This is a genomic window from Anabaena cylindrica UHCC 0172, assembly GCF_034931625.1.
GTDB classification, from domain to species: Bacteria; Cyanobacteriota; Cyanobacteriia; order Cyanobacteriales; family Nostocaceae; genus Anabaena; species Anabaena cylindrica_A.
This window is the reverse complement of record NZ_JAYGGY010000008.1, coordinates 15,731-38,846: the sequence shown is the minus strand read 5'-3', so window position 1 is coordinate 38,846 and position 23,116 is coordinate 15,731. Positions and strand designations below refer to the sequence as shown.

Below are 23,116 nucleotides of genomic sequence, written 5' to 3'. Positions count from 1 at the left end.
GCAGGGTGCAGGGGGCAGGGAGCGGGGTGCAGGGGGAAAGATAAATACTCTCTAGTCCCTAAAATAATTTAAATCGTGCTAACTGGGTTTCAATAGCCCCTGTGAGGATTTTATTTAATTCTGCACTGTCTTGAAATTGTAAAATTTGCTGCAACGGTAAATCAAAGGGAAATTGCCCTTCTAATTCTGGACGTTGCATTTGTGCTAATAAAATTTGTTCAGCCCGTTTAGTTGCGATCGCATAGCCAATTTCTACGCAGACATTGGGACTAGGAATTAATTGATGGGTTTCTTTGCTATCAATGCTTGTAATAGGTGTGGTATCGGCAATAAATAATAAACTCTTACGAATTTTCCGCATCATGGCACGGTTCAGCCGCAGAGGTGCATTGCTAGGGCGAGATGATTCTATTAATGTTAAGGGCAAACGCGATTGTAAGTTTAAAGTTTTCAAACTTGCTTGCAGTTCTTCTCTGAGCAAATCACTTGCTGAGGCATACTCTGTTTGATAGCAGAAAAAAATCGTTGGTTCTAACTGAGCTAACAACGCTTGCTTAGTAAAATAAATTTCATGACTAATCAAATCAATGTTAGCTACACAATAACCACCGCTACCCTCAATATAAAATTCAGTGTTTTCACCTTCCAAATAGCGCCTAAACCAAGTTGAAGATTTTACTTCATCACTCTCTTCCAAAAAATCCGCACGCAGTCCGGTTTTGAGTAAACTTTTTTTACTCAAACGAATGTCCGGGGGACGTTTTTCCAATTCTGTAATTGGCTCATAATCTTGTAGATACCACGCTCTGAGCGCAATAATTGACATAAGGCGCTATTTTAAGTGTCTGTTGCTATTCAATTGTAGTACAAACTTACGCCTAAGGCTGGGGACTGATACCGTTTCACTTTAAAGTTGATACAAATAGGGGGCAGGGGGCAGGGAGCAGGGAGCAGGGAGCAGGGGGGAAAGAATTAAACACCAATGATTTGTATCCGGCTTTTCGTGAAATGGTGTGAAAAGATAGGATTGAAGCTCTTTGGGCTAAAGCCTCTTTTTTCTTGCCTTTTGCTTATTCCCTGTTATACACAACAACACCCAACATCTACTAACTTGATTTTCCCTACTCATTACTTCTAAATAATATCTAGGGATGTATTACCTTTCATCACTTTGATAAAAAAGGAATGAAAACCACATACATTGCCCCCTGATTTTAAACTTTTGAGGGAATATTAGCGTTCGCGTTGGGTGTTGTGTTGTTTTGACGAGACAGATAAGAATTTAACAGCGGTTTTGACCTCTTTTTATTTTTCAACTCTAGCTGTTTGATCTGCCAGGGAAGCTAGTTCCTTTTGCTTCTATATTTAGAGTAGCACCTGTAGATAGAGATGCTAATTTTCTTCATTAAACTTTACTTTTTAAGCAAATATATTATTGATTGAAATAAGATGATCTACCATTTTTTTCCTTCTGACTCCTGACTCCTGACCTAATTAACTATTTACGTAAGTTGCTAGTTAGGGAAAATGTCTGATATGGCTAACGTTCCCGTAAGGGATACAGGATATCCAGGATTTAAGGATTTACAGGATTAAAACAGAAAATTATTCACTAATGACCAATGACCAATGACCCATTACCGTTCTCAACTAGATAACTAGCAACTTGAGTTATTTTTTTCTCTTGTTAATTTCAGGGGAATTTCAATCCAGAATTCTGTACCTTTGCCTGGTGCTGAGATACACTCCATTAGTCCACCATGTTTTTCGACAACGATTTGGTAACTAATTGCTAATCCTAGTCCTGTACCCTTGCCTACAGGCTTAGTCGTAAAAAATGGGTCAAATATCCGCTTTTTTACTTCTTCATTCATGCCGGGTCCATTATCTGCAATGCTAATTAACAGATAGGAATTTTGTGCTGAGACTCTGGTGGAAATACGAATAGCGGGTAAAGGTTGAATTTCGGCGGATTTTGGACTTTCTTCTATTTGATCAGTTAAGACATCAATAGCATTGTTAATCACATTCATAAATACCTGATTCATTTGTCCGGCATAGCATTCTACCTTGGGTAAGTCACCATAGTCTTTTACGACTTCAATGCCAGGAAAATGACTGTGTGGTTTAAGTCGATGTTGCAAAATCAGTAAGGTGTTATCAATGCCTTCGTGCAAATCAACACGCTTGTTTTCAGCTTCATCAAGACGGGAAAAGTTGCGTAATGATAGGACTATGGAACGGATGCGATCTGAACCTAGTTTCATTGATGACATGATTTTTGGCAGGTCTTGGATCACAAAGTTAAAGTCTATGGCTTCCATCGTGTCACGAATCTCACTTCCAGGGTCAGGATAGTGGGATTGGTAGAGTTGTAAAAGCTTGAGTATATCTTCTGTGTAATTACTGGCATGACAGAGGTTGCCGTAGATAAAGTTAACAGGGTTATTGATTTCGTGGGCTATACCTGCAACTAACTGTCCTAAACCGGACATTTTTTCTGTTTGAATTAATTTGGATTGGGTTTCTTGGAGTTGATGCAGTGTATGCTCTAGTTGTGCAGCTTTAGCGATCGCTTCAGCTTCGGCGCTACAGCTTTGTTGGTAGAGTTGGGCTTGGTGAATTGCGATCGCAGCTTGGTCTGCTAACTGTTGTAATAAATCAATTTCTGCATCTTGCCAATTTCTAGGATATTCACACTGATGGGCAACGAGTAAACCCCAGAGTTGGGTTTCCATTTTGATAGGTACAATTAAATTGGCTTGGACTTGTATACTTTCCAAGAATTCTCGATGACAAGGACTTAATACATCTGTAAATATATTGTCTATTGCTCTGACTCTGCCTCGTAAGTAGAGACGGGACAATTCTTCAGAAAAGCATTCTGATGGAAACTTTATACCCAAAACCGATGGCCAATTACCATTGGCTTCTTCGACGATTACTTCACCATTACCTTCATCTAGTAATTGATAAATCAGCACTCGGTCAGAATTGAGTAGAGGACGAACTTCTTGGACAATGGTTTGTAGGGTTGTATTCAAGTCCAAAGTTCTCCGAATCTGATCTGTAACTAACTTGAGTGCTTTAGTCAGCAGTAGGGTTTTTTCTATTTCCGCAGTTTGTTCTTTCACTCTCACTTCTAGGTTAGTATTCAGCAAATGTAGTTCTTGGTATGTTTGCTGCTGCTGAATCGCCATGGCAAAGTTATGAGACAAAGCTTGTCCTAGTGCTATTTCTTCCGGTTTCCATGCAGGTGCTTGTCCTTTTTTTTCCTCTCGCCAAAGTTCAAAGGAAAGACGCGGTAATTCTTGATGCTTATTGGGGTCTAATTTTCCAGCCCAGAGAACTTCACTATCGAATTCTGGGCGAAAAATGCTGAGTACACCAATGAAGTTTTCGCGGTAGTGGAGGGGAATGATCATTAGTCCCCGAATCCGAGTGGACTTAAAGGCTAAAGCTAAAACTCTTAAATGAGGTTGTTTATAAAGGTCAGAAATTGCCCAAATTTGACCGGGTTTGTACTCAGTTATTAAGTTTTGCCAGACAGGATGTTGTTCAATGGCAATATTTTCTAGTTCGTAAGTTAGTTGTGGTTGTTCACCACAGATATATATTTCTTTACTCTGTTCAATATAAAGCCTGCCACCAATACTATTAAAGGATGTAATTGTTGCTTCTAGTGCTTCTTGTAGTTGGATTGTTGGCAGTTGATGTAAGAGAGTTGTAACTTGATTAATGATGGCTTCTTGCTTTTGCTTGGCTCTAGATTCGCTGAGGAGGTTACTTTGGGAAATAGCGATCGCGACTTGATCGGCAACTTGGGTTACTACTTTGAGTTCTTGGTTTAAAATCGTTCGCGTTTGACTGTTGTGGGATACCAGCAATCCCCACAGTTTTGGTTGTGTCGATTGTCCTGTGGGATCGTATTCTAAAATTGGGACTGCAAAGGAAGATTTTACACCCATGGCCTTTAAATATTGAAGATGACATGGGTCTGCTTGTCGATAGTTAATATTCTCTGTAGGTAATGGTTTACCATTTTTTGCTGATTTTAGCGGAGATAAGCCAATTGTTCCCGCATTTACATCTACTATTGAGCGTTGTCTTGTTAATAAGAACATCTCTTTAGCTGATGCTGGAATGTCAGTAGCAGGAAAATGAAGTCCTAATAATGATGGTAGGCAATTGTTATGAATAGATTCAGCAATGACTTCACCGCTACCATCAGTATCAAACCGATATATCTTGACTCGATCTGTTCGCAAGAATAAACGCACTTCTGTAACAGTTGAGGTTAAAATTTCTTGGAGATCCAGCGATCGCCGAATCTGCTTCATCATTTTGTGCAATAAATTTTCTTGCTGCGAACCATCTGGCTGATCTTCACTAAAAGTCATTACTAATATTCACCTTCTCAAAAATATATTTTTCCCAAATTTTCCCCTGATGTAAAGTTATGGCTGAAATCTTTGTAGATTTATTACCTTTTTTTACCAAACTTTATCTTAATCTACATAGTATAACTAAGAAATTTCAAATCTAAATTTTTCTATAATATTCCGTAATATCACTTAAATTATTCTGGCTTTTAAAGTGGTGATAGACAAAAGGTAAGAATTTAGGATACAGAATATTTGATATAGCAGGGAATAGGGAACAAAAGAGAAAAACATTCTTCTTCTTTCTTCCTCCTCCTAACTCCTGAATTCTTACATTTAAAAAACTCATATAGCTAACTTTTTGTGTAAAACTACTTGTTTTAATTCCTACTTAGTTCATAAAAGGTCTATTACTTATTAAGTTGTGTATTGCCAAGTTGTGTATTGAGTTTTCAATAAATTAAGATTTTTATAGCACTTACGCAAAAAACCGTTCGACTGAAACTTTGGTGTGAGATCAGTCAAGGGAAGCCTTTCAAACCCACATTTTGCACCCTGACGGAAAGTTTAATGTCCTCTCAGGGTTGTCAGTGATTAGTTGTTTCTAAATCTTGTTGTAATAAGCTTATAAATATTTCAACAGTAAGGTTGATGCTATTTCCGTAAACTGCAACCCCATGATAATTGTAAATCTTTTTACTTATGAATTGGTGATAACTGGCAAAGATAATAATTGACGGATTTCTTCACGTACACTCATGAGAATTATCCCCAGATGATTTTGACCAGTTTTATCGGCACCACAGCCCCAAAAATAATCTGTGGGTGAATTTTCCACCAAAATTTCATCACCTGTTACCAAAAGAACTTTCCGAATCTCCGGATGATTAGTAAACTTTTTGAGTACAGCTAATCGCATCACATCAATTTTGACTATTTCCCAGTCTGGACGAAGTTTACGAGTGCGGCAACGCCCCAAGGCAGCTGCTTCTTCAGGGGTAGCAGATGCATGGATTAATGGTATAATCACCTCATCTTTACTGCCAATAAACTTTTGTGCTTGATAATAATGCTCAACTGTTGGCCAGTGAGTATCTTGCACTTCGATAGGGTGGGGAGAGAAGTTAGAAAAACAGCCATATGGCTGCCAAACCTTGTAAAAGTAAATGGTCATATCAAAAGCAACCTTAGCAACCGGGAAGCGTCCCAATAGCGATCATCGCACAACTGCTGCTATTGCTGATCTATCTATCAGAGTATGAAAGGCTGCTGTTAAATGCCAGAAATGGGTAGATCAGCCCACACCTATTTATTACTGGTAAATTTGCGTAGCTTTGAGCATATGATAAGTAATAATTAACTGTGTAAGTGCGAGGGGATAACTTTGCAAAGTTTCTCCGGTTGTTCCTGCAATTTTTCCAAGTTCTGGATTAATTTCGCGATCGCATATATTTTTTAAGTAAGGCATATCCGAACACATAATATGCTCTATCTTCGTCACCTGTTCCAAGGTAGCATGACCATCAACTTCCAACACATCCACCGGTTTACCCATATCTCTGTCTAACCCCAAACGAATCGCTGATTGAGAATCACCATTACCAGTGTCAAGAATTTGGGTAAAATCGGGATGGGGAATAGATGGACGTAGTACTAACCGCACATTTAAATGACCATTGGTTCCATCTTCATTTTCGTTAGCAGGATAAAAACTCACCACAATATCCGACCATTGACGCTGGGGACGGATAAAAGCTTCTGAATCGGGTTCCCGTTTTTCTAATTCTGCTAATACTTGTTCTGCGGTATAACCGCGTTTTTGCGTATCTCGCTTAACTTTCCAATCAGCACGGAGTGATTCAGGCGGTGCTAGGTAAACTTTTACATCATAAGCATCACGAGCAGCACGGGTAGAATAACCCAATAAGCCCTCAATAATTACGAATTTATTCGGTTTGATATATTGTGGTGCTTCAAATGTCCCAGTTTTGTGGCTGTAAACTGGTTTGAGAATAGGCTGTCCTGTGCGTAGCAACGATAGATGCTGCTGCATAATATCTAAATAGTTGCAGTCAGGATGGATAGCAGTTATGCCAATTTCTGCCCGTTGTTGGCGATCATAACGATGGTAGTCATCCGTACAGATGAGGGTAACATTCTCTGGGCCAAGTACCTGAGCAATTCCTCTAGTCAGTGTCGTTTTACCTGCTGCGCTGTCACCAACAATACCAAGAATAATCGGACGGCTCATTTATCTCCCCCTCTGCCAACAGCTATATTTCCACAGATTAAGCTTTTATTTTAGAAGGGAAATTGACAATTAATTCAGGCCGGGACTATGGATGAAACATCTCTACACAATCACAACAGCCGTGAGAACAACGAAAGTTCTCGTTATACTAAAACGGAGTGGGGTTTAAAAGCAGAACTAATCAAGCAAAATAAATTATGGGAAAGCAAACAATTGGCTTAGAACAAGATGTGTATAATTATTTACTATCAGTTTCTTTGCGAGAACCGGAAGTTTTAACTCAACTGCGTCAGGAAACTGCCCAACTGCCAATGGCTATCATGCAGATTTCGCCGGAACAGGGACAGTTTATGGCGTTGTTGGTGAAAATTTTAGGAGCTAAAAAGACTTTAGATATAGGCGTATTTACTGGTTATAGTTCTTTGGTGGTGGCGTTAGCATTACCAGCAGATGGGAAAATTGTCGCCTGTGATGTGAGTGAAGAATATACAAGCATTGGTAGACGTTATTGGCAACAAGCAGGGGTAGCAGATAAAATTGACCTGCATATTGCTCCAGCTTTGGAAACTTTAGATCAGTTGCTGGCAGCAGGGGAAGGGGAAACCTTTGATTTTGCGTTTATTGATGCTGATAAGGGCAACTATGAGAACTATTATGAGCGATCGCTCCAATTAATTCGACCAGGTGGAATAATTGCCGTTGATAATGTCCTCTGGTCTGGAAAAGTCGCAGATCCCGAAATTCAAGATAATCAAACTCAGAAGATTCGCGCCTTTAATCAAAAGCTACATCAAGACTCGCGGGTTGATCTTAGTTTAGTACCTATCGCTGATGGTTTGACTTTGGCTAGGAAGATTTAAACGCAGAGGCACGCGGAGGTTAGCGCAGAGGAAGAGGAGGGAGGTTGCGTGAGCTTGTCGAAGTGCTGACTCCTGCTCTATCAATTATTTCATTTTGAATTTTCTAATTTGTAATGTTTCCATTTTTGTTGCAGTCGCTTTCTTTTTTCTGGAGTTATGCTATCAAAACAGTGGAAACAAGAAATGCCTTCTTCATATTTGGGTGAGGTTTTGTCGTCTTCAGAAAGAGGATGACCACAACAGAAACATAATTCATAAGTTCCCTCTTCTAAGCCATGACGAACAGCTACGCGGTCATCAAAAACGAAGCATTCCCCTTCCCATAAACTTTCTTCGCTGGGGACTTCTTCTAAATATTTGAGAATGCCGCCTTTAAGGTGATAAACTTCCTCAAATCCTTGGGAAAGTAGATAAGATGAGGCTTTTTCGCAGCGAATACCACCGGTACAAAATAAAGCAACTTTTTTGTGTTTACCGGAGTCAAGTTCTTTACTCACATATTCCGGGAATTCTCTGAATGTTTTCGTTTGCGGATTTTCTGCCCTTTTAAAACTCCCCATTGTCACTTCATAATCATTGCGAGTATCAATTACTGTCACTTCTGGGTTAGAAATCAAATCATTCCACTCATGAGGACTGACGTAAGTACCAACTTTTTCATTTGGGTCAACTTCTGGTAGTCCTAAAGTTACAATTTCTCTTCTTAACCGCACTTTCATCTTTTCAAAAGGTGGGGTGTCGGTGTAAGATTCTTTATGTTCTAAATCTGCTAAACGCGGGTCGGTACGGAGAAACGCCAGAACAGCATCAATTTCTTGACGTGAACCAGCAATAGTACCGTTAATGCCTTCCTGAGCAAGCAAAATTGTTCCTTTAACGCCTTGTTCCTGACAAAAAGACAGTAGCGGTGCTTGCATTTCGGCAAAATCGGGTAAACTAACAAATTTATACAGTGCAGCAACAACTAAAATATTTTCTGGTGTCATCGGTTCGAGTCTGCTAATCTGCATTAATTACGTCGGAAAACTAGTGATAGGTTATTTGCTGGCATTTGATAAGTTTTGTGTAAGGTCAAATTTTGGGTGTTCGCTACTGCGATCGCATCTTCTAAATTACGGACTCCCCATTCTGGATTTTGTGCCTGTAATGACTCATCAAAAGCTTCATTACTCGGTGCAGTATGTTTACCATTTTGTTTGTAAGGCCCGTATAAATAAAGAACACCACCTGATGGTAGAATCCGCCCAGCACCAGCCATGAGTCCTAAACAGGCTGACCAAGGGGAAATATGAATCATATTAATATTGACAATGGCAGTAATTGGTAAGTCTGGTATTTGATCTTTCTCCACTGGCCAAATTGGCTGACTAGCATCAAGTTCCAAAGGTGGGTGAAGATTATCACTCTTAGATTCTTCTGACCAAGCAATAATACTGTCGCGTAATATCTGGTTAGGGTCAGAAGGTAGCCATTGACGAGGTTTGAGACTAGGCGCAAAAAATACAGCGTGTTCTCCTGTGCCGCTGGCAACTTCCAAAATAGTCCCAGTTGCAGGTAATACTTGTAAAAGTACCTCTAGGATGGCTTGGCGATTACGTTCGGTTGCTGGTGCAAATTGTTTTTGGTTTGGTGATGTGTTCATCATAAGTTTCTAAACAATGTCAAAATCAAGTAAAGTCATATTCTTCACTACATCCTAGGGAGAAAAAATTGCCTAAATCAATTCATTCCATCCAACCACCACTCAAATTCATTCCTCAACGTTTTCACCCCTTAATACTCAAGATTACCTCTTGGGTTCTTCCCTTCGTTCTCCGAGTCAGAACTAGACCTTGGCTAACTGCTGGTATTGTGAAAATTGAAGCCAAAAATGCGGAGGGATTAGCTAAATTATACCAAGAATTTCAAGGGGGAAAAATTCGATTTTTGATTGCATTTCGTCATCCAGAAGTGGAAGATCCTCTCTCTATGTTATATCTACTATCACGGATAGTTCCCCAGGCGGCTCGAAAAAATGGGATTTCTCTACAGTACCCAGTACACAGTCATTTTATGTATGAACGAGGAATGACGCTATGGGCAGGGAAGTGGTTAGGTTGGTTATTCTCTGGACTGGGTGGTGTACCTGTTCGCCGAGGGAGACGAGTAGATAGAAACTCTATTCAAATGGCGCGGGATTTATTTGCTAATGCTCAGTTTCCGATTGCGATCGCACCTGAGGGTGGTACAAATGGTCATAGTGGTATAGTCAGCCCCCTCGAACCAGGTGTAGCACAGTTGGGTTTTTGGTGTGTGGAAGATTTACAAAAAGCTAACAGAGAAGAAACAGTTTTTATTATTCCTATAGGTATTAAATATAGTTACGTTAATCCACCTTGGCAAAAAATAGATTGGCTGTTATCTAAATTAGAAGCTGATAGTGGTTTACCAGTTACAGGAATTAGTCAAACTGAAAATCAATCAACAGAAATATTATATCAACGTCTTTGTAATTTAGCTGCATATTTAATTGCAGAAATGGAAGAATTTTATCGCCGTTTTTATCATCGGGATTTACCAGAAATTATCCCTGAACCAACAGCAACTCCTAATCAAGTCTTAATTACTAGATTACACCGTTTAATGGATACGGCTTTACAAATTACAGAACAATATTTTAATATTCAAGCGCATGGTAACTTTATTGATAGATGTCGCCGTTTAGAAGAAGCGGGTTGGAATTATATTTATAGAGATGATATCGCTGATATTCAAAGTTTATCTGCTTTTAAACGTGGTTTGGCTGACTGGGTAGCAGAAGAAGCCGATTTGAGAATGCAACACATGAGAATTGCTGAGAGTTTTGTGGCTGTGACTGCTAATTATATTCAAGAAAAACCGACTGCGGAAAGGTTTGCAGAGACGGCATTATTAATGTTTGATATGTTGTCTCGGATTCAAGATTCTACTTTACCAGGCAGACCGCGTTTAGGTTTAAAACAAGCCATGATTATTGTTGGTAAACCCATTTCTGTCAGTGAACATTGGCAAAGTTGTCAGGGAAATAAACAAGCCTTACGAAAGGGTGTAAGTGATTTAACAAAAAATTTGCAGGTCGCTTTAGAGGAATTAATTAAGGACTAAAAAGTAGATCATAGCCCTCTCCTAGCTTGCGGGGAGGGGGTTGGGGGAGGGATTCTTGCATTTCACTCAAACAAAAAATGCTATATTAATGCTGCCAAACAATCGCCAATTCCCTTAATTCAAATTAGCACTCTCAGCCAGCAAGTGCTAATTTATGAATAAATTTTAAAACCGATAATTGATGTTGTAATTCTATATTTTTGTGGTTATACTTGAATGTAGTAGACCAATATTACCGTAGTAATTTCTTCCTAAAATTCAGATTTCTGTGCCATTAAACAACACGTTTGGAGCGCTGAAATGACATATTCTTTTGACATTGTAGGGGTATCTCCAGTTTTGTACTTTTTCAATCATCAACAGCAGAGTTGGGAACAAACCCAGCCGGCAGGTGTGGAATATTTGGGAACCCAAGTTTGTACACTAGATGCGTTTCTAAAATCTGTCGAATCGGTTCCACCAAATGAGAGTTGGAATTTATCTCAAGTGCTAGATACTGTGATTCAGTTTTGGGTGAATAATGCAGAAAGTATTCAATATTGGCAAGCAAGGTTAAAAGATGCAGGGAGAGATAATATAATCGTTGCTAGAGTTGCAGATATCAAAGCTTTACAAGCTGAATTTGAATCTCTACTGCGTAAGAATTGGTGAACTTATGCCAAGTTAATATGAAGCTGCATAGAATAGAATATCCAGAATAATTAAACGCAGATAGACGCGGATAAAGATGGATTAATCAAGGGATTTTATAGTCATTTTTTGTAGGTTGGGTTGAGGCACGAAACCCAACGTATTTAATACATTTGTTGGTTTTCGTGCTACCCCTTGCCTTATCCCAACGATAATTTCTAGCGCCTTGTTATACTAATCATTTTCCAAGGCTTGGAGAACTTTTAAATATAAGTTTTCTACTTTTTTGGCTTGCATTTCACCACTAGCAGCATAATTAGATAATCCCGGAGAACCATTTACTTCCAGCAGTGTATAATCTACTATTGGCTGTGTTATGTCACTAGTAATGATATCCACACCGGCTAATCTTAGTCCCATATCTTTGGTTATATTGATAGATAATTGTTGAAAGTCTGGGTGGATAGTTTCAGTGCAATCTATTGATTCACCACCACTTGATAAATTAGCGTTATCTAAGAGATATACAATTTTGTTTTGTGGGATAATGCTGTCAAAGCTTAAATTCTGTTTTTGCAATTTTTGATGAATGCGAAAATCATTAAAATCAATGATTTTTCTTCTGCCATCTTTGACAAATTTTTCTTGTTTATGGTGAATAAGTTCTAGAATATTAGATTTACCATCTCCGGTGATAGATAAAGGAATTCTTTGATAAGCTGCCATGATTTCATGATCTAAGACTACAACTCGATAGTCATTGCCACTACAAAATCTTTCAACAATTAATCCTGAGTTTTTTGCTAATATCTTTTCAGCTACTTCATAGTATTCTACTTGATTATCAATCTTGGTGACTAATATTCCTTGACTGAGATTTAGTGGTTTGACAATTAGTGGAAATCCTAGTTTTTGAGCATAGTTAAAGCCATCATCAATATTTCTAGGGTTTGATAATTTATTACATATTTGCTCATTAAAAAATGTTTGTCCTTCTGGAACATTATATCCAAATTGCCTGAGAAAAAAGTTAGAGAATGCTTTGTCTTTAGCTAGAGATGCTGAACCGAAGCCATTAATATTTAATTTTGTGGTACTAAAGCATGATTTTTTGCCATTTTTAAATGTAATATGTCCAACTAATTCATATTCTGGTTCTACTAAGATTACTGCTTCTATTTGAGATGCGACTTTTTGCAGTATTGATGTGATTAATGGCATTTTCAATGACCAAATTTATGAGTATCTAGTTATTTTACACAGAAATTATCCTAATTTTTCACGTCATTACAAACGAAACGTTCACGAAGTGTGCCGAAGGCATAGTGGAGTGGATTTTTCGCGCAAAGAAGAAACCCGTGCGATAATTAAGTAGGGCTATAACTAAAAACAATCTTTTATATTGTCGGTTTTTTTGCGCCTTTCTACTTAATAGACAATAAACAGGTACTAAAAATAAAATGCCAAAAACAAACATTATTAATCCAGATCAGTCTTATACTTTCGCTGATTATTTTAAACTTAACTTTGCTCCACAAGATATCTTAGCTTATTTTAATGTTTCTGTTCAACGTCGCTCTTTAAAATTACCCCAATCTACTCATACTTTTGATCGTTTGACTGATCTCAAAGCACGTATTGAAGAAATTTTACCTCGTCTTAGTCTAACTAGTGAAATGGCGCGAAGAGAATTTCTGATTGCTCCAGTTTTAACGGATGTGCTGCACTATACTCAAGCTACGCTTAATATTGAATATCCTATTGTTGTTAATCATCAATTAAAGGGTTCTTTAGATTATTTAATGCAAAATTGCCAAGTTTTTCTAGTTGTTGAAGCTAAAAATGAAGATTTAGAAAAAGGTTTTTTACAATTAGCAATTGAATTAATTGCTCTTGATCAATGGATTGAATCAGGCAATAATATTTTATACGGTGCAGTTTCTACAGGCAATATTTGGCAGTTTGGAAAATTTGATCGTCAGTCTCGGACAGTAACTCAAGACCTTGATTTATATCGTGTTCCGGCTGACTTGGAGGATTTATTGCGAATTTTAGTGGAGATTTTGGAATCTGAATGATATTTATATTACTTGACTTAAAATTTCATTGTGATGTGAGGTCGTTGATTCTTTCTTCACGGACAAATGAAACCCAATCAATATCCGGTAAAGAACCTTGTGCTTTAATTACCATGAAGCCATCAATGCAATTTAACAGGTTTTCATCTGTTTCAGTGATTGAGGAAGATAATTGTGGTTGAAGTTGGAGAAGATGTAAAAAATTGAGTAATTGTGAAACTACATTTTCTGGTACTTGCTCAATTTCATGAATCAACTGCTCTTTTATAGTCATATACTTTCCTCCTGTTATTTTCAGATTAACACTTTGTCTAAAATAATAAGCTAATGAGATATTAAACAGTTTTTATGTATTTATTGTTATCGGATGCTGATTGAATAATTGTCTGAATCAGGATATCCAGGATTTAAGGATGTACAGGATTTTATCTCGACTTACTTCGACAAGCTCAGTACAAGTCCCTCGATAACCACCTGATTCGGACAACGTTAGGACTTACGCACTATACAAATTGGAAATGATATGAATCAACGATAATTGGTTATTTCAGGCTTTTAGGACAAAATATGATTAAGGTGCGTCAGATGTAGAAAATCGGTTAATTGTGCCAAATTATCGAGTTTGACGCACCCTACAAGAGACTGAAACCCATACTCTATATTTAGAGTATTCTGTCAATGCGTAAGTCCTATAATAATTAAATGCCAAAATAAATATCCTATTTCAGGAGAAGGCCCTATGTCTCTGACTATCAAAGAACTAGAAGAAATACAGGTAGCTTATCCCGACTATCGCATGGAATTAGTAGATGGGAGCATTATTATTATGAGTCCTTCCGGGTATGAATCAGAAGAGGTTGGTACTGAGTTTGCAGCTATATTAAGAAATTGGGTGAGGCCACGAAAACTTGGACGTATAGTTGGTTCAAGTGCAGGTTTCAAATTGCCAAATTCTGATTTACGTGCGCCTGATGTCTCTTTTGTCCGGGCTGATAGACTCAAACAATCAACAGAAGATTATGCAGAATTAGTTCCTGATTTGGTAGTTGAAGTAAAATCTAAAACTGATTCTTTAGAAAAACTGCGGAAAAAGATTCAAGAATTTATTAGCTTAGGTTCACAAGTAGGAATTTTAATTAATCCGAAAACGAGAACTTTAGAAGTTTATCGTTCTGGGAAAAAAAAGATATTTAAAGATGGTGATATTTTAACTCTTCCTGATTTATTACCTGGTTTGGAAGTGGCAATTTCTGAAATTTGGTCGCCTGTGTTTGAATAATTTATATCCTGATATCAATTTTGCATAAAGATGCGTTCAATTTGAAGATAAATACAGCAGGAGTCAGGAGGAAGAAGGAAGAAGGAAGAAGGAAGAAGAATATTTTTCTCTTCTGTTCCCTGTTCCCTGCCATATCAAATATTCTGTATTCTGAATCCTTATCAAACTGCTGTATATAGCAATTCCCATTCAAGTGAGGTACAAGCAGTAATAATTAAACGCAGATGGACGCAGATAAACGCAGATGATTTTGTACTTCACTAGACTGATAAAGGCTATATCCTTAGAAAAAGTTAAAAAAGGTGCGTCAAAGATTAAACATCTGTTTGTTTGCAGGATTGATAAAGTTTGACGCACCGTACTTCAGTTGCGTAAGTCCTGATTATGTTTCTGTATCCTGACAATTCTCTAAATTTCATTCTTCTCAGTTTTGTTGCTTAATACTCAGTCATGTTGTTGCACTAAGTATTGACAATTAAAAAATTATGTAATAACAAGGTGGCATCGACAATTAATTAAAGGCGCTAGTCCTATCCCCCCTAAGAGAAGTACTAACGCCAGTCACTCAATTTCATACGGATAATATAATAATGCCACAAAACACAGATTACAAAGATACCAAATCAGAAAATCAGGCTATTACTTACAAAAATCGTTTGAATGGTTGGGCTATAGCTCGTTTGGCGGCAGATCAACCGCGAGTAATTGTGTCCAGATTCCGTAGTCGTTCAGATGCTGACGGTTATATTCGTCACTTACGTGAACTTTCACCTCATGCTTCTTTTGAGATTGTTTTTGATTCCCAACGTGACGAAGTTGTGATTTAAGCTTTGAGTTCTTGATACCGTTGGCGAGTTCAGAAAGGCTTGATATTTAGTCGATGAAGTCGGTTGATATACTAAAAACGGGTTAAAAGTGTCATTCTGTAGCTTGCTTCCCGTAGGGTACGAAGTGAAGAATCTCCGAGATACTAGAGCCTACGGCACGCTACGCGAACGCTGCACTACGTTACGCTCAGTATGACATAAGTCCAAATTTCACCCGTTGGCAGTATAGTAATGACAACATCAGGCTTTGAGACTTTTTAGATATTCGTCAACGGTGTTAACAGAGTAGTAATTTCACGCAGTGACTAAACGGGAAGCTATTTTTTCTAAGACGTTGAGTGCTTGTAAGGAACCGCGAATCAGTCGAGTGGCTGCTAGGGGTTGGCGGATTAATGCCCAGGTGAGGGGCAAGGGTTTGAGGGAACCATCTTCGGAGAAGGCTGATGTGAGGTTGGGTATGTCATGGAGACAATCGTCGCTGACGACTCGTATCATGGCTACTGATGCACCCAGTGGTAGGAGAAATTCTAATGCGGTTGATCCTTCCATATCGACAACATCAGCTTTTTGGTTTAGGTGACGTTTTTCTGCTGCTAGGCAAATTATACGATCGCTTGTTAGTCCTTTTACAAAAGATATTTTACCCTTAATTTGGCTATGTATCTCTCTCGTGTAGGTAAAGTCGCACTTGCGGATTATATTTTCTTGATCAACACAATCTCGATAACCAACAACATCACCAACTCTGTAAAGCTCATTGAGACTGCCACATAAACCCATCAGCAGCACTCTCTGATTGAGATGTTGACAGTTCTTTTCTAAAAATTGCCGTAGTGGTTGCATCCCCATTGGAATTGCGATCGCTTGAGGTGGAGAACCAGTCACACGACTTAAACCGCGACAAACGGCTTGGTATTCTGCTCCTTGGGGTACTAAAATTGTGTGAATCAAGTGCATATTTTCAATTATCGGGAAAAAGGTAAATCTATATCCGATGCTATTTAATTTTTTTAAACCGCCTAAATCTGCTATTTCAGATGTAGAAATAAAGTCTAGTTGGTGTGTAGGATGGGGCAGGTTAGAGAGTTTAACAGAAGATGTAATTTGGCAAGATAAGCAATTTGCAGTTATTTCTGCACCAGCACACTTTGCAATTAGTCCGACAAAAAGATTTGTAGTAGTTGGGGATGTGTGGTTAAGTAACCGGGGTGAATTACTGCGAAAATTGGGAATTGAGATTAATGATCATTGCAGTAATCAACAACTGGTTGCTCAACTGTGGGAAAAATACGGTTCTCAGTGCTTAACTCTATTGGTGGGGATGTTTGGGCTAGTAATTTGGGATTGTGAACAACAGATATTGTGGTTAGGGCGCGATCGCATCGGCAGCCGCACTCTATATTACACTACCACCGGTTTAACTCGCTGGATAGCCCCAAAATTAAGAACTTTAAACCCCTTTCACTCCCATGATTTAGATTTAGTAGCATTACGAGATTATCTCTGTTGCGCCTTCGTTCCCGGAGAAAGAACACTTTGGCAAAATGTCCGAGAAATGCGTCCCGGAACCTTATTGCAAATGCCAACAGAGCGAATTTATCATTATTGGCAACTACAAGAACAGATAACAGATAGCAATCAACCTTTAGAATGGTATAGCACAAAACTGCGTTCTTTACTTGAGCAAGTTGTACAAGAATATTTACCACAAAATGAACCTGTAGGAGTATTTTTGTCAGGTGGTTTAGATTCAAGTAGCATTACTGCATTAGCCGCAAAACTTCATACTGCACCAGTTCATACTTATTCAATTCATTTCGGTACAGAAACTGCAAATGAATTAGAATTTTCTAATTTAGTCGCTCAACATTGCCAAACCCAACACCACATTTTAGAAATCACCTTCCAGGATATGTGGGAACGTCTACCGGAAACAATGGCTTATTTAGATGATCCTATCGGTGATCCTTTAACAGTGCCAAACCTATTATTAGGAATAATGGCAAGAGAAAATGTACAGATTACCCTCAATGGAGAAGGTGGAGATCCTTGCTTTGGTGGACCCAAAAATCAGCCAATGTTAATTAATAGTTTATACGGTTCTATTAATCAGCAAGATTCTTTGCAAGCATATTTATTTTCCTTTCAAAAATGTGCATTAGATTTATCACAACTTTTAAAACCAAAATTTTGGCAAAGTCTCAAAAATGAACCATCTATATTTTCTGCTGACTTAAATTCCAATGCAAACTACTTGAACAGATTAATGGCATTGAATATTAAATTTAAAGGTGCAGATCTGATTTTAACAAAAGTCAATAACTTAACTCAAGCCGCAGATTTACAAGCATTATCACCATTATTTGATCAGCGAGTAGTAGAATTAAGTATGCAAATTCCCCCTGAATATAAACTTTCAGGAGTAGAAGAAAAAGCCGTACTCAAAAAAGCCGTTAGCGATATTTTACCAGATACCATTATTCATCGTCCTAAAAGCGGCATGATGGTTCCAGTACAACTAGGATTTAAAAAATATTGGCAACGGGAAGCTAGACAATTATTGTTAAATAGAAATAGTGAAATTTCACCTTATATTAATCGGGATATTTTGCGTAACTGGTTAGATTTTAAAGGTGATGTTTGGGGAAGATATGGTGTTAAATTATGGTTATTAGTAAGTTTAGAAATTTGGTTACAGGTAAATAAATCTACATTAAAGAAGTAGTTAAATGCTAAAAGAACTTCATTTAAGGTCTGTAAGACCATCACCTAAAATTTCGGGGTAAATTTTGAAAATATACTGTTACATCTGAACAATAAAATCCACGCGCAAAATAAATCTTGGAATCCTGGTGGTGCTGTGGATTCGATGTGGGGGAATGTTAGGGCTAGGTTTTGTTATCTGTGCGGTATGCCTCCGGCACGCTACGCGAACGTATTCATAAATAATCCTTTCAAACACAAGTATCCCCAAAATTAACCCAACCACAACGAAAATGCTACAATTCCATTCATGCTAGGGGTGCTTGAGAAACCAAGCTGAGATCAAACCCTTAACACCTGAGTCTGGGTAATACCAGCGGAGGGAAGCTGTTTATTTAAGGAATGTAATATGCGTACAGAATGGGTAGCCAAGCGACGTGGACAAGATAACGTATCGCAAATGCACTACGCCCGTCAGGGTGTCATCACCGAGGAAATGCAATACGTAGCCAAGCGGGAAAATCTGCCAGATGAACTTATTCGCGCAGAAGTGGCACGGGGAAGAATGATTATCCCTGCGAATATTAATCACACTAACTTAGAACCGATGGCCATTGGTATCGCTTCTAAATGCAAAGTTAATGCCAATATCGGTGCTTCTCCCAACTCCTCCAACTTGCAAGAAGAAGTTGATAAACTCAATCTGGCGGTAAAATACGGTGCTGATACCGTCATGGATTTGTCCACAGGTGGCGGTAATTTAGATGAAATTCGTACCGCAATTATCAACGCTTCACCTGTTCCCATTGGCACAGTTCCAGTTTACCAAGCTTTAGAAAGCGTTCACGGCACAATTGAAAATCTTACCGCTGATGACTTTCTCCACATCATCGAAAAACACGCCCAGCAAGGGGTAGATTATCAAACTATCCATGCGGGGATTTTGATTGAACATTTACCTTTAGTCAGAAACCGAATTACAGGTATTGTCTCTCGTGGTGGTGGAATTTTGGCACGGTGGATGTTGCATCACCACAAACAAAACCCCTTATATACCCATTTCAACGACATCATTGAGATTTTTAAAAGATATGATGTTTCTTTCAGTTTAGGCGACTCCCTGCGCCCAGGATGTACCCATGATGCCTCCGATGAAGCCCAATTAGCGGAACTGAAAACTCTGGGAAATCTTACCCGCAAGGCTTGGGAACATGATATCCAAGTGATGGTAGAAGGGCCAGGCCACGTACCTATGGATCAAATTGAGTTCAATGTCCGCAAGCAAATGGAAGAGTGTTCGGAAGCACCTTTCTATGTTCTCGGTCCTTTGGTTACAGATATTGCTCCTGGTTACGACCATATTACCTCAGCGATTGGCGCGGCTATGGCGGGTTGGTATGGAACAGCAATGTTGTGTTATGTGACTCCTAAAGAACATTTAGGTTTACCTAATGCTGAAGATGTGCGTAATGGCTTAATTGCTTATAAAATTGCGGCTCATGCTGCGGATATTGCTAGACATCGCCCTGGTGCTAGAGACAGAGATGATGAACTGTCTGCGGCTCGCTATAATTTCGACTGGAATCGTCAATTTGAGTTATCTTTAGACCCAGAAAGAGCGAAGGAATATCACGACGAAACTTTACCCGCAGATATCTATAAAACGGCTGAGTTTTGTTCCATGTGTGGACCTAAATTCTGTCCAATGCAGACTAAGGTTGATGCTGATGCTTTGACTGAATTGGAGAAGTTTTTGGCAAAAGAACCTGTAGCACAAAGCTAACATAATTATCGTTAAACATCGTTACTGGGTTGAACCTGGTAACGATGTTATAGCGATTTTTATGAACCATATTTTTATATCTCACGCAAAGGCGCAAAGGCGCAAAGGAAGAAAGAAGATAAGATTATGAGAGTTATTTAAGCTCAAGTAATTATTTACCGACTATTACTAATTTCCACAATTATTTCTCCTTGCTGTAATTGTTGCAAAGCATTAGGTAAAGTAATTGTCAGAAGTTGACGCAAATTACGATTCGTCACATTTTCACAAGTCAGCCAAAGAATTTGAGGAGGGATTCCTAACCGACAAACCAAATCAACGAAATCACTGTCTTTCGTCATGATGATGACATTAGCGATTTTTGCAGCTTCAAAAATTTCTATATCTTTAGCATCACGTAACCCAATATCTCTTAATGAAAATGCTTCTATAGCAAAAGTATCTGTTATCCAGCTTGCCAATGTCGGGGGTAACTGTGCATCAATCCAAATTTTCATGCTGTCAATCGTACAAAATCAGTCCGTCGTGCAGCAAACACAAGACAAGCTTGAATATCTTCCGGTTCTAAATCGGGAAAGTCTTCTAAAATTTCGCTAACGCTGACATTTTCGGCTAACATTTCTAAAATGTCACTAACTCTAATTCTCATTCCGCGAATACAAGGACGACCCCCACATTGACCAGGTATTTGTGTAATACGAGTTAATAGTTCGTTCATTTAGTTAATAAATGATAGGCATAAAGAGTATTGTAACATAATTTTTGATATAATAAAATGACTCGACAATCTCATGATCAATTCGCCAAAGAATATCTAGAGGAATTATTAACACCTCTAGGAACAATTAAAAAAAGCGAAAAGGTAAAAAGTGAAGTTCAAGAAATTGATGTTTGGTTTGAACCATTTTCTTCTCAACCTCAAGAAAATCTACCTTTGGGTTTATTAGGGAAGATGGCGAAAACTCAATGTTTAATTGAGCCTTTTCGCAACCCACCATCAGAAACAGAAATTCGCAGTTGTTTACTCAAATTATATGCTGTTCATGGTGATGTAGTTAGGAAAGCGAAACGAGAAAACAGAAATATTGCAGAATCAGATTTACCGATTTTATGGATTTTAACACCAACTTTTTCATCTCGGATGATTGCGGGTTTAGGTGCAGTTGAAATTGCAGAAGATTGGGTTCAAGGTGTTTATTTTCTACCGAATATTCTGAAAACAGCAATAGTTGTGATTCATCAGTTACCTGAAAATGAGGATACCTTATGGTTGAGAGTTTTGGGAAAAGGAGGAACACAAAAAAGAGCAGTGGAGGAGTTAACTGAGTTACCAGAAAATAACCCTTTTCGCGAGAATTTGTTAGAAATTTTAGCGGACTGGCGCAAGAATTTAGAATTGAGAGATAATTTAAGTATGGAAGAAAAGGAAGTAATTATGAACTTATCACCGGCTTATTTACAACAAATAGAAGACTGGAAGCAAGAAGGACAAGTTTATTTGATAACTTCTCTTCTGGAAGGGCGTTTTGGTAGTTTGGATGCTGAGTTATCTGGTTTGGTGGAAAAGATTGCTAATATTCCTATTTCTGAACGCACTCAGTTACTTCTTTCTTTGGGTAATTTATCCCGTGAGGAATTGTTGCAAAGATTGGGGAATGAGTAAGTTTAGGATATATTGGTCAAGGGATTTTTGATATAGTCCTCAGATTATAAATCTGGGGCTATACAGACAGAGCCTACTTGTATAGGCTATTTTTATTGATAATTTTTATTAGATTAATCTTTAAAATATCTTGCTTTAATTTCTGGATGTTCTGCTAAGAAGCGTTCTATTTCTAAATATGACCATTTTTCTATCTCAATAGCAGTTTTCTCCTTCATATTATCTAGCTTGTCATGTAAAGTAGCGTCAATTATACCACTTGTCATCACACAGAAGCCACCTGCATTATATTCATCCAACATATCCCGAATATTATCAACTTTTTTTCCTGTAAGAGACTTTCCATTTCGGATTAATTTACACTGTACTATCCATTTCACAGGATTATTATTAATACCTATAGATTTGTAAAATACAATATCTCTACCACCATCACGGGAGCGAGATTTACCGATTTTATGTATCTCAATTGGATTATGTTTTTCTTTAATAAGATCGTAGCAAAGTTCCTCAAATTGCTCATCATCAAGTTGAGTCCAAGGACATGATATATCATATGTTGAAAATTTGGCTCTTTCCTTCTTAGTGGAGGTTAGGTCTACTTTTTGTAAATTCCCGCAAGGAAACAACGTAATATTTTTATCTTCACAACCAGCAGCTAAAGTTTCACCATTTGGGCTAAACACAACAGAATACACTGAACCATCAAGTCCTGTAAAAGTAGAGATTGCTTGACGGTTGTTCAAATTCCATAATTTTACGGTTTTATCTTTACTACTACTGGCTAAAATTTGACCATTGGGACTGAAAGCCACAGAACAAACATCATCGGAATGTCCAGTTAGAGTATATATTTCTTTACCTGTTTCTAATTTCCATAACTTTACTGTTTTATCTTTACTACCACTAGCTAAAATATTACCATCTGGACTAAAAGCAAGAGAATTAATTCTCGCAAACCAATCAGAATGTCCAGTTAATGTCTGCACTTTTTTTTCAGCTAAATACCAAATTTTAATAGTTTTATCATTCCCACCACCACCACTAGCTAAGATTTTACCATTTGGGCTAAAAGCAACGCATAAAACATCATCTAAATGTCCCTTAAATGAGGATATTTCCTTTCCTAATGGAATCGACCAAAACTTGATTGTTTTATCTTTACTAGCACTAGCTAAAATCTTACCGTCTGGACTAAAAGCAACACAGTAAACCTTTTCTTCATGCCCTGTAAAAGTCTCAATTTCTTGTTTAGTGTTTACATCCCACAATTTAATAGTTTTGTCATCACTAGCACTTGCTAATATCTTACCGTCTGGACTGAACGCAACGGAATTAACACCTCCAAACCAAGACGATTCACCATGTCCTTCGAGAGTATAAGATTCCTTGGTAACTAAATTCCAAATTTTAACGGTTTTGTCATCACTAGCACTCGCTAATATCTTTCCATCAGGACTAAAAACAACAGATAGAACCTTATTTGAATGTCCTTTAAAAGTGCGTACAGATACCAATTCTTGCATCTTGTTTTAAA

Annotated in this window: 22 protein-coding genes and 1 riboswitch; of the genes, 10 read left to right on the top strand and 12 right to left on the bottom strand. The window is 38.1% G+C overall.

What is annotated here, in order from left to right; translation table 11 throughout:
- Positions 1-58 precede the first annotated feature (58 nt).
- The 4 genes from VB713_RS03935 to VB713_RS03920 all read right to left on the bottom strand — a co-directional run bounded on the left by VB713_RS03935 (position 59) and on the right by VB713_RS03920 (position 6,633).
- Entirely contained in the window at positions 59-826 is a 768-nt protein-coding gene (locus VB713_RS03935) for a hypothetical protein (RefSeq protein WP_323310278.1), read from the bottom strand.
- 832 nt (positions 827-1,658) lie between these two features.
- Entirely contained in the window at positions 1,659-4,400 is a 2,742-nt protein-coding gene (locus VB713_RS03930; protein WP_323310277.1) for a GAF domain-containing protein, read from the bottom strand.
- A gap of 682 nt (positions 4,401-5,082) precedes the next feature.
- Positions 5,083-5,556, bottom strand: a complete 474-nt coding sequence (locus VB713_RS03925; RefSeq protein ID WP_323310276.1) for an NADAR family protein — start codon at positions 5,554-5,556, stop codon at positions 5,083-5,085.
- A gap of 138 nt (positions 5,557-5,694) precedes the next feature.
- Positions 5,695-6,633: a phosphoribulokinase gene (locus VB713_RS03920; RefSeq protein WP_323310275.1), complete on the bottom strand. Its 939-nt coding sequence runs from the start codon at positions 6,631-6,633 to the stop codon at positions 5,695-5,697.
- An 87-nt stretch (positions 6,634-6,720) separates the two neighbouring features.
- Between VB713_RS03920 and VB713_RS03915 the strand changes: the two genes are divergently transcribed.
- Positions 6,721-6,855, top strand: coding sequence for a hypothetical protein (locus tag VB713_RS03915; protein ID WP_323310274.1), 135 nt, complete (start codon positions 6,721-6,723; stop codon positions 6,853-6,855).
- Entirely contained in the window at positions 6,831-7,493 is a 663-nt protein-coding gene (locus VB713_RS03910) for a class I SAM-dependent methyltransferase (protein ID WP_323310273.1), read from the top strand. The genes VB713_RS03915 and VB713_RS03910 overlap by 25 nt, the downstream gene beginning before the upstream one ends.
- 89 nt (positions 7,494-7,582) lie before the next feature.
- Here the strand turns inward: VB713_RS03910 and VB713_RS03905 are convergent, their stop codons facing one another.
- Complete coding sequence (locus VB713_RS03905; protein ID WP_323310314.1) at positions 7,583-8,479, bottom strand: rhodanese-related sulfurtransferase; 897 nt, start codon at positions 8,477-8,479, stop codon at positions 7,583-7,585.
- 23 nt (positions 8,480-8,502) lie between these two features.
- On the bottom strand, positions 8,503-9,135 hold the full coding sequence (locus VB713_RS03900) for a class I SAM-dependent methyltransferase (RefSeq protein WP_323310313.1): 633 nt from the start codon (positions 9,133-9,135) through the stop codon (positions 8,503-8,505).
- 68 nt (positions 9,136-9,203) lie between these two features.
- On the opposite strand from VB713_RS03900, the gene VB713_RS03895 reads away from it, so the two are divergent.
- Positions 9,204-10,616 carry a lysophospholipid acyltransferase family protein gene (locus tag VB713_RS03895; RefSeq protein ID WP_323310272.1) on the top strand — a complete coding sequence of 471 codons (1,413 nt, stop codon included), beginning with the start codon at positions 9,204-9,206 and terminating at the stop codon, positions 10,614-10,616.
- 300 nt (positions 10,617-10,916) lie between these two features.
- Positions 10,917-11,267: a hypothetical protein gene (locus VB713_RS03890; protein ID WP_323310271.1), complete on the top strand. Its 351-nt coding sequence runs from the start codon at positions 10,917-10,919 to the stop codon at positions 11,265-11,267.
- A 213-nt stretch (positions 11,268-11,480) separates the two neighbouring features.
- On the opposite strand, the gene VB713_RS03885 is transcribed toward VB713_RS03890, so the two are convergent.
- A complete protein-coding gene (locus tag VB713_RS03885) occupies positions 11,481-12,467 on the bottom strand; it encodes a cyanophycin synthetase (protein WP_323310270.1) in 987 nt (328 codons plus the stop codon).
- 239 nt (positions 12,468-12,706) lie between these two features.
- On the opposite strand from VB713_RS03885, the gene VB713_RS03880 reads away from it, so the two are divergent.
- Complete coding sequence (locus VB713_RS03880) at positions 12,707-13,324, top strand: hypothetical protein (protein ID WP_323310269.1); 618 nt, start codon at positions 12,707-12,709, stop codon at positions 13,322-13,324.
- A gap of 25 nt (positions 13,325-13,349) precedes the next feature.
- Here VB713_RS03880 and VB713_RS03875 read toward each other — a convergent pair whose 3' ends face one another.
- Entirely contained in the window at positions 13,350-13,598 is a 249-nt protein-coding gene (locus tag VB713_RS03875; protein WP_323310268.1) for a hypothetical protein, read from the bottom strand.
- 465 nt (positions 13,599-14,063) lie between these two features.
- Here VB713_RS03875 and VB713_RS03870 point away from each other — a divergent pair, with 465 nt between their 5' ends.
- Positions 14,064-14,603, top strand: a complete 540-nt coding sequence (locus VB713_RS03870) for a Uma2 family endonuclease (protein WP_323310267.1) — start codon at positions 14,064-14,066, stop codon at positions 14,601-14,603.
- 590 nt (positions 14,604-15,193) lie between these two features.
- Positions 15,194-15,430, top strand: a complete 237-nt coding sequence (locus VB713_RS03865) for a hypothetical protein (RefSeq protein ID WP_323310266.1) — start codon at positions 15,194-15,196, stop codon at positions 15,428-15,430.
- A gap of 294 nt (positions 15,431-15,724) precedes the next feature.
- On the opposite strand, the gene VB713_RS03860 is transcribed toward VB713_RS03865, so the two are convergent.
- A complete protein-coding gene (locus VB713_RS03860; RefSeq protein ID WP_323310265.1) occupies positions 15,725-16,387 on the bottom strand; it encodes a phosphorylase in 663 nt (220 codons plus the stop codon).
- Between the two features lie 37 nt (positions 16,388-16,424).
- Here VB713_RS03860 and VB713_RS03855 point away from each other — a divergent pair, with 37 nt between their 5' ends.
- Complete coding sequence (locus tag VB713_RS03855; RefSeq protein ID WP_323310264.1) at positions 16,425-18,155, top strand: asparagine synthetase B family protein; 1,731 nt, start codon at positions 16,425-16,427, stop codon at positions 18,153-18,155.
- A 283-nt stretch (positions 18,156-18,438) separates the two neighbouring features.
- A riboswitch (TPP riboswitch) is annotated at positions 18,439-18,535 on the top strand.
- A gap of 7 nt (positions 18,536-18,542) precedes the next feature.
- On the top strand, positions 18,543-19,916 hold the full coding sequence (thiC, locus tag VB713_RS03850) for a phosphomethylpyrimidine synthase (RefSeq protein ID WP_323310263.1): 1,374 nt from the start codon (positions 18,543-18,545) through the stop codon (positions 19,914-19,916).
- A gap of 155 nt (positions 19,917-20,071) precedes the next feature.
- Here thiC and VB713_RS03845 read toward each other — a convergent pair whose 3' ends face one another.
- Together VB713_RS03845 and VB713_RS03840 are read right to left on the bottom strand one after the other, a co-directional pair.
- Complete coding sequence (locus tag VB713_RS03845) at positions 20,072-20,413, bottom strand: DUF5615 family PIN-like protein (protein WP_323310262.1); 342 nt, start codon at positions 20,411-20,413, stop codon at positions 20,072-20,074.
- Positions 20,410-20,634, bottom strand: a complete 225-nt coding sequence (locus VB713_RS03840) for a DUF433 domain-containing protein (RefSeq protein ID WP_323310261.1) — start codon at positions 20,632-20,634, stop codon at positions 20,410-20,412. The genes VB713_RS03845 and VB713_RS03840 overlap by 4 nt, the downstream gene beginning before the upstream one ends.
- A gap of 57 nt (positions 20,635-20,691) precedes the next feature.
- On the opposite strand from VB713_RS03840, the gene VB713_RS03835 reads away from it, so the two are divergent.
- Positions 20,692-21,579, top strand: coding sequence for a hypothetical protein (locus VB713_RS03835; protein ID WP_323310260.1), 888 nt, complete (start codon positions 20,692-20,694; stop codon positions 21,577-21,579).
- 113 nt (positions 21,580-21,692) lie between these two features.
- On the opposite strand, the gene VB713_RS03830 is transcribed toward VB713_RS03835, so the two are convergent.
- Positions 21,693-23,105, bottom strand: coding sequence for a restriction endonuclease (locus VB713_RS03830; RefSeq protein WP_323310259.1), 1,413 nt, complete (start codon positions 23,103-23,105; stop codon positions 21,693-21,695).
- Positions 23,106-23,116 lie beyond the last annotated feature (11 nt).

Coding starts and splice junctions, on each gene's coding strand:
- VB713_RS03935 (WP_323310278.1), bottom strand. CDS start 826: ATGTCAATTATTGCGCTCAGAGCGTGGTATCTACAAGATTATGAGCCA.
- VB713_RS03930 (WP_323310277.1), bottom strand. CDS start 4,400: ATGACTTTTAGTGAAGATCAGCCAGATGGTTCGCAGCAAGAAAATTTA.
- VB713_RS03925 (WP_323310276.1), bottom strand. CDS start 5,556: ATGACCATTTACTTTTACAAGGTTTGGCAGCCATATGGCTGTTTTTCT.
- VB713_RS03920 (WP_323310275.1), bottom strand. CDS start 6,633: ATGAGCCGTCCGATTATTCTTGGTATTGTTGGTGACAGCGCAGCAGGT.
- VB713_RS03915 (WP_323310274.1), top strand. CDS start 6,721: ATGGATGAAACATCTCTACACAATCACAACAGCCGTGAGAACAACGAA.
- VB713_RS03910 (WP_323310273.1), top strand. CDS start 6,831: ATGGGAAAGCAAACAATTGGCTTAGAACAAGATGTGTATAATTATTTA.
- VB713_RS03905 (WP_323310314.1), bottom strand. CDS start 8,479: ATGACACCAGAAAATATTTTAGTTGTTGCTGCACTGTATAAATTTGTT.
- VB713_RS03900 (WP_323310313.1), bottom strand. CDS start 9,135: ATGAACACATCACCAAACCAAAAACAATTTGCACCAGCAACCGAACGT.
- VB713_RS03890 (WP_323310271.1), top strand. CDS start 10,917: ATGACATATTCTTTTGACATTGTAGGGGTATCTCCAGTTTTGTACTTT.
- VB713_RS03885 (WP_323310270.1), bottom strand. CDS start 12,467: ATGCCATTAATCACATCAATACTGCAAAAAGTCGCATCTCAAATAGAA.
- VB713_RS03880 (WP_323310269.1), top strand. CDS start 12,707: ATGCCAAAAACAAACATTATTAATCCAGATCAGTCTTATACTTTCGCT.
- VB713_RS03875 (WP_323310268.1), bottom strand. CDS start 13,598: ATGACTATAAAAGAGCAGTTGATTCATGAAATTGAGCAAGTACCAGAA.
- VB713_RS03870 (WP_323310267.1), top strand. CDS start 14,064: ATGTCTCTGACTATCAAAGAACTAGAAGAAATACAGGTAGCTTATCCC.
- VB713_RS03865 (WP_323310266.1), top strand. CDS start 15,194: ATGCCACAAAACACAGATTACAAAGATACCAAATCAGAAAATCAGGCT.
- VB713_RS03860 (WP_323310265.1), bottom strand. CDS start 16,387: ATGCACTTGATTCACACAATTTTAGTACCCCAAGGAGCAGAATACCAA.
- VB713_RS03855 (WP_323310264.1), top strand. CDS start 16,425: ATGCTATTTAATTTTTTTAAACCGCCTAAATCTGCTATTTCAGATGTA.
- thiC (WP_323310263.1), top strand. CDS start 18,543: ATGCGTACAGAATGGGTAGCCAAGCGACGTGGACAAGATAACGTATCG.
- VB713_RS03845 (WP_323310262.1), bottom strand. CDS start 20,413: ATGAAAATTTGGATTGATGCACAGTTACCCCCGACATTGGCAAGCTGG.
- VB713_RS03840 (WP_323310261.1), bottom strand. CDS start 20,634: ATGAACGAACTATTAACTCGTATTACACAAATACCTGGTCAATGTGGG.
- VB713_RS03835 (WP_323310260.1), top strand. CDS start 20,692: ATGACTCGACAATCTCATGATCAATTCGCCAAAGAATATCTAGAGGAA.
- VB713_RS03830 (WP_323310259.1), bottom strand. CDS start 23,105: ATGCAAGAATTGGTATCTGTACGCACTTTTAAAGGACATTCAAATAAG.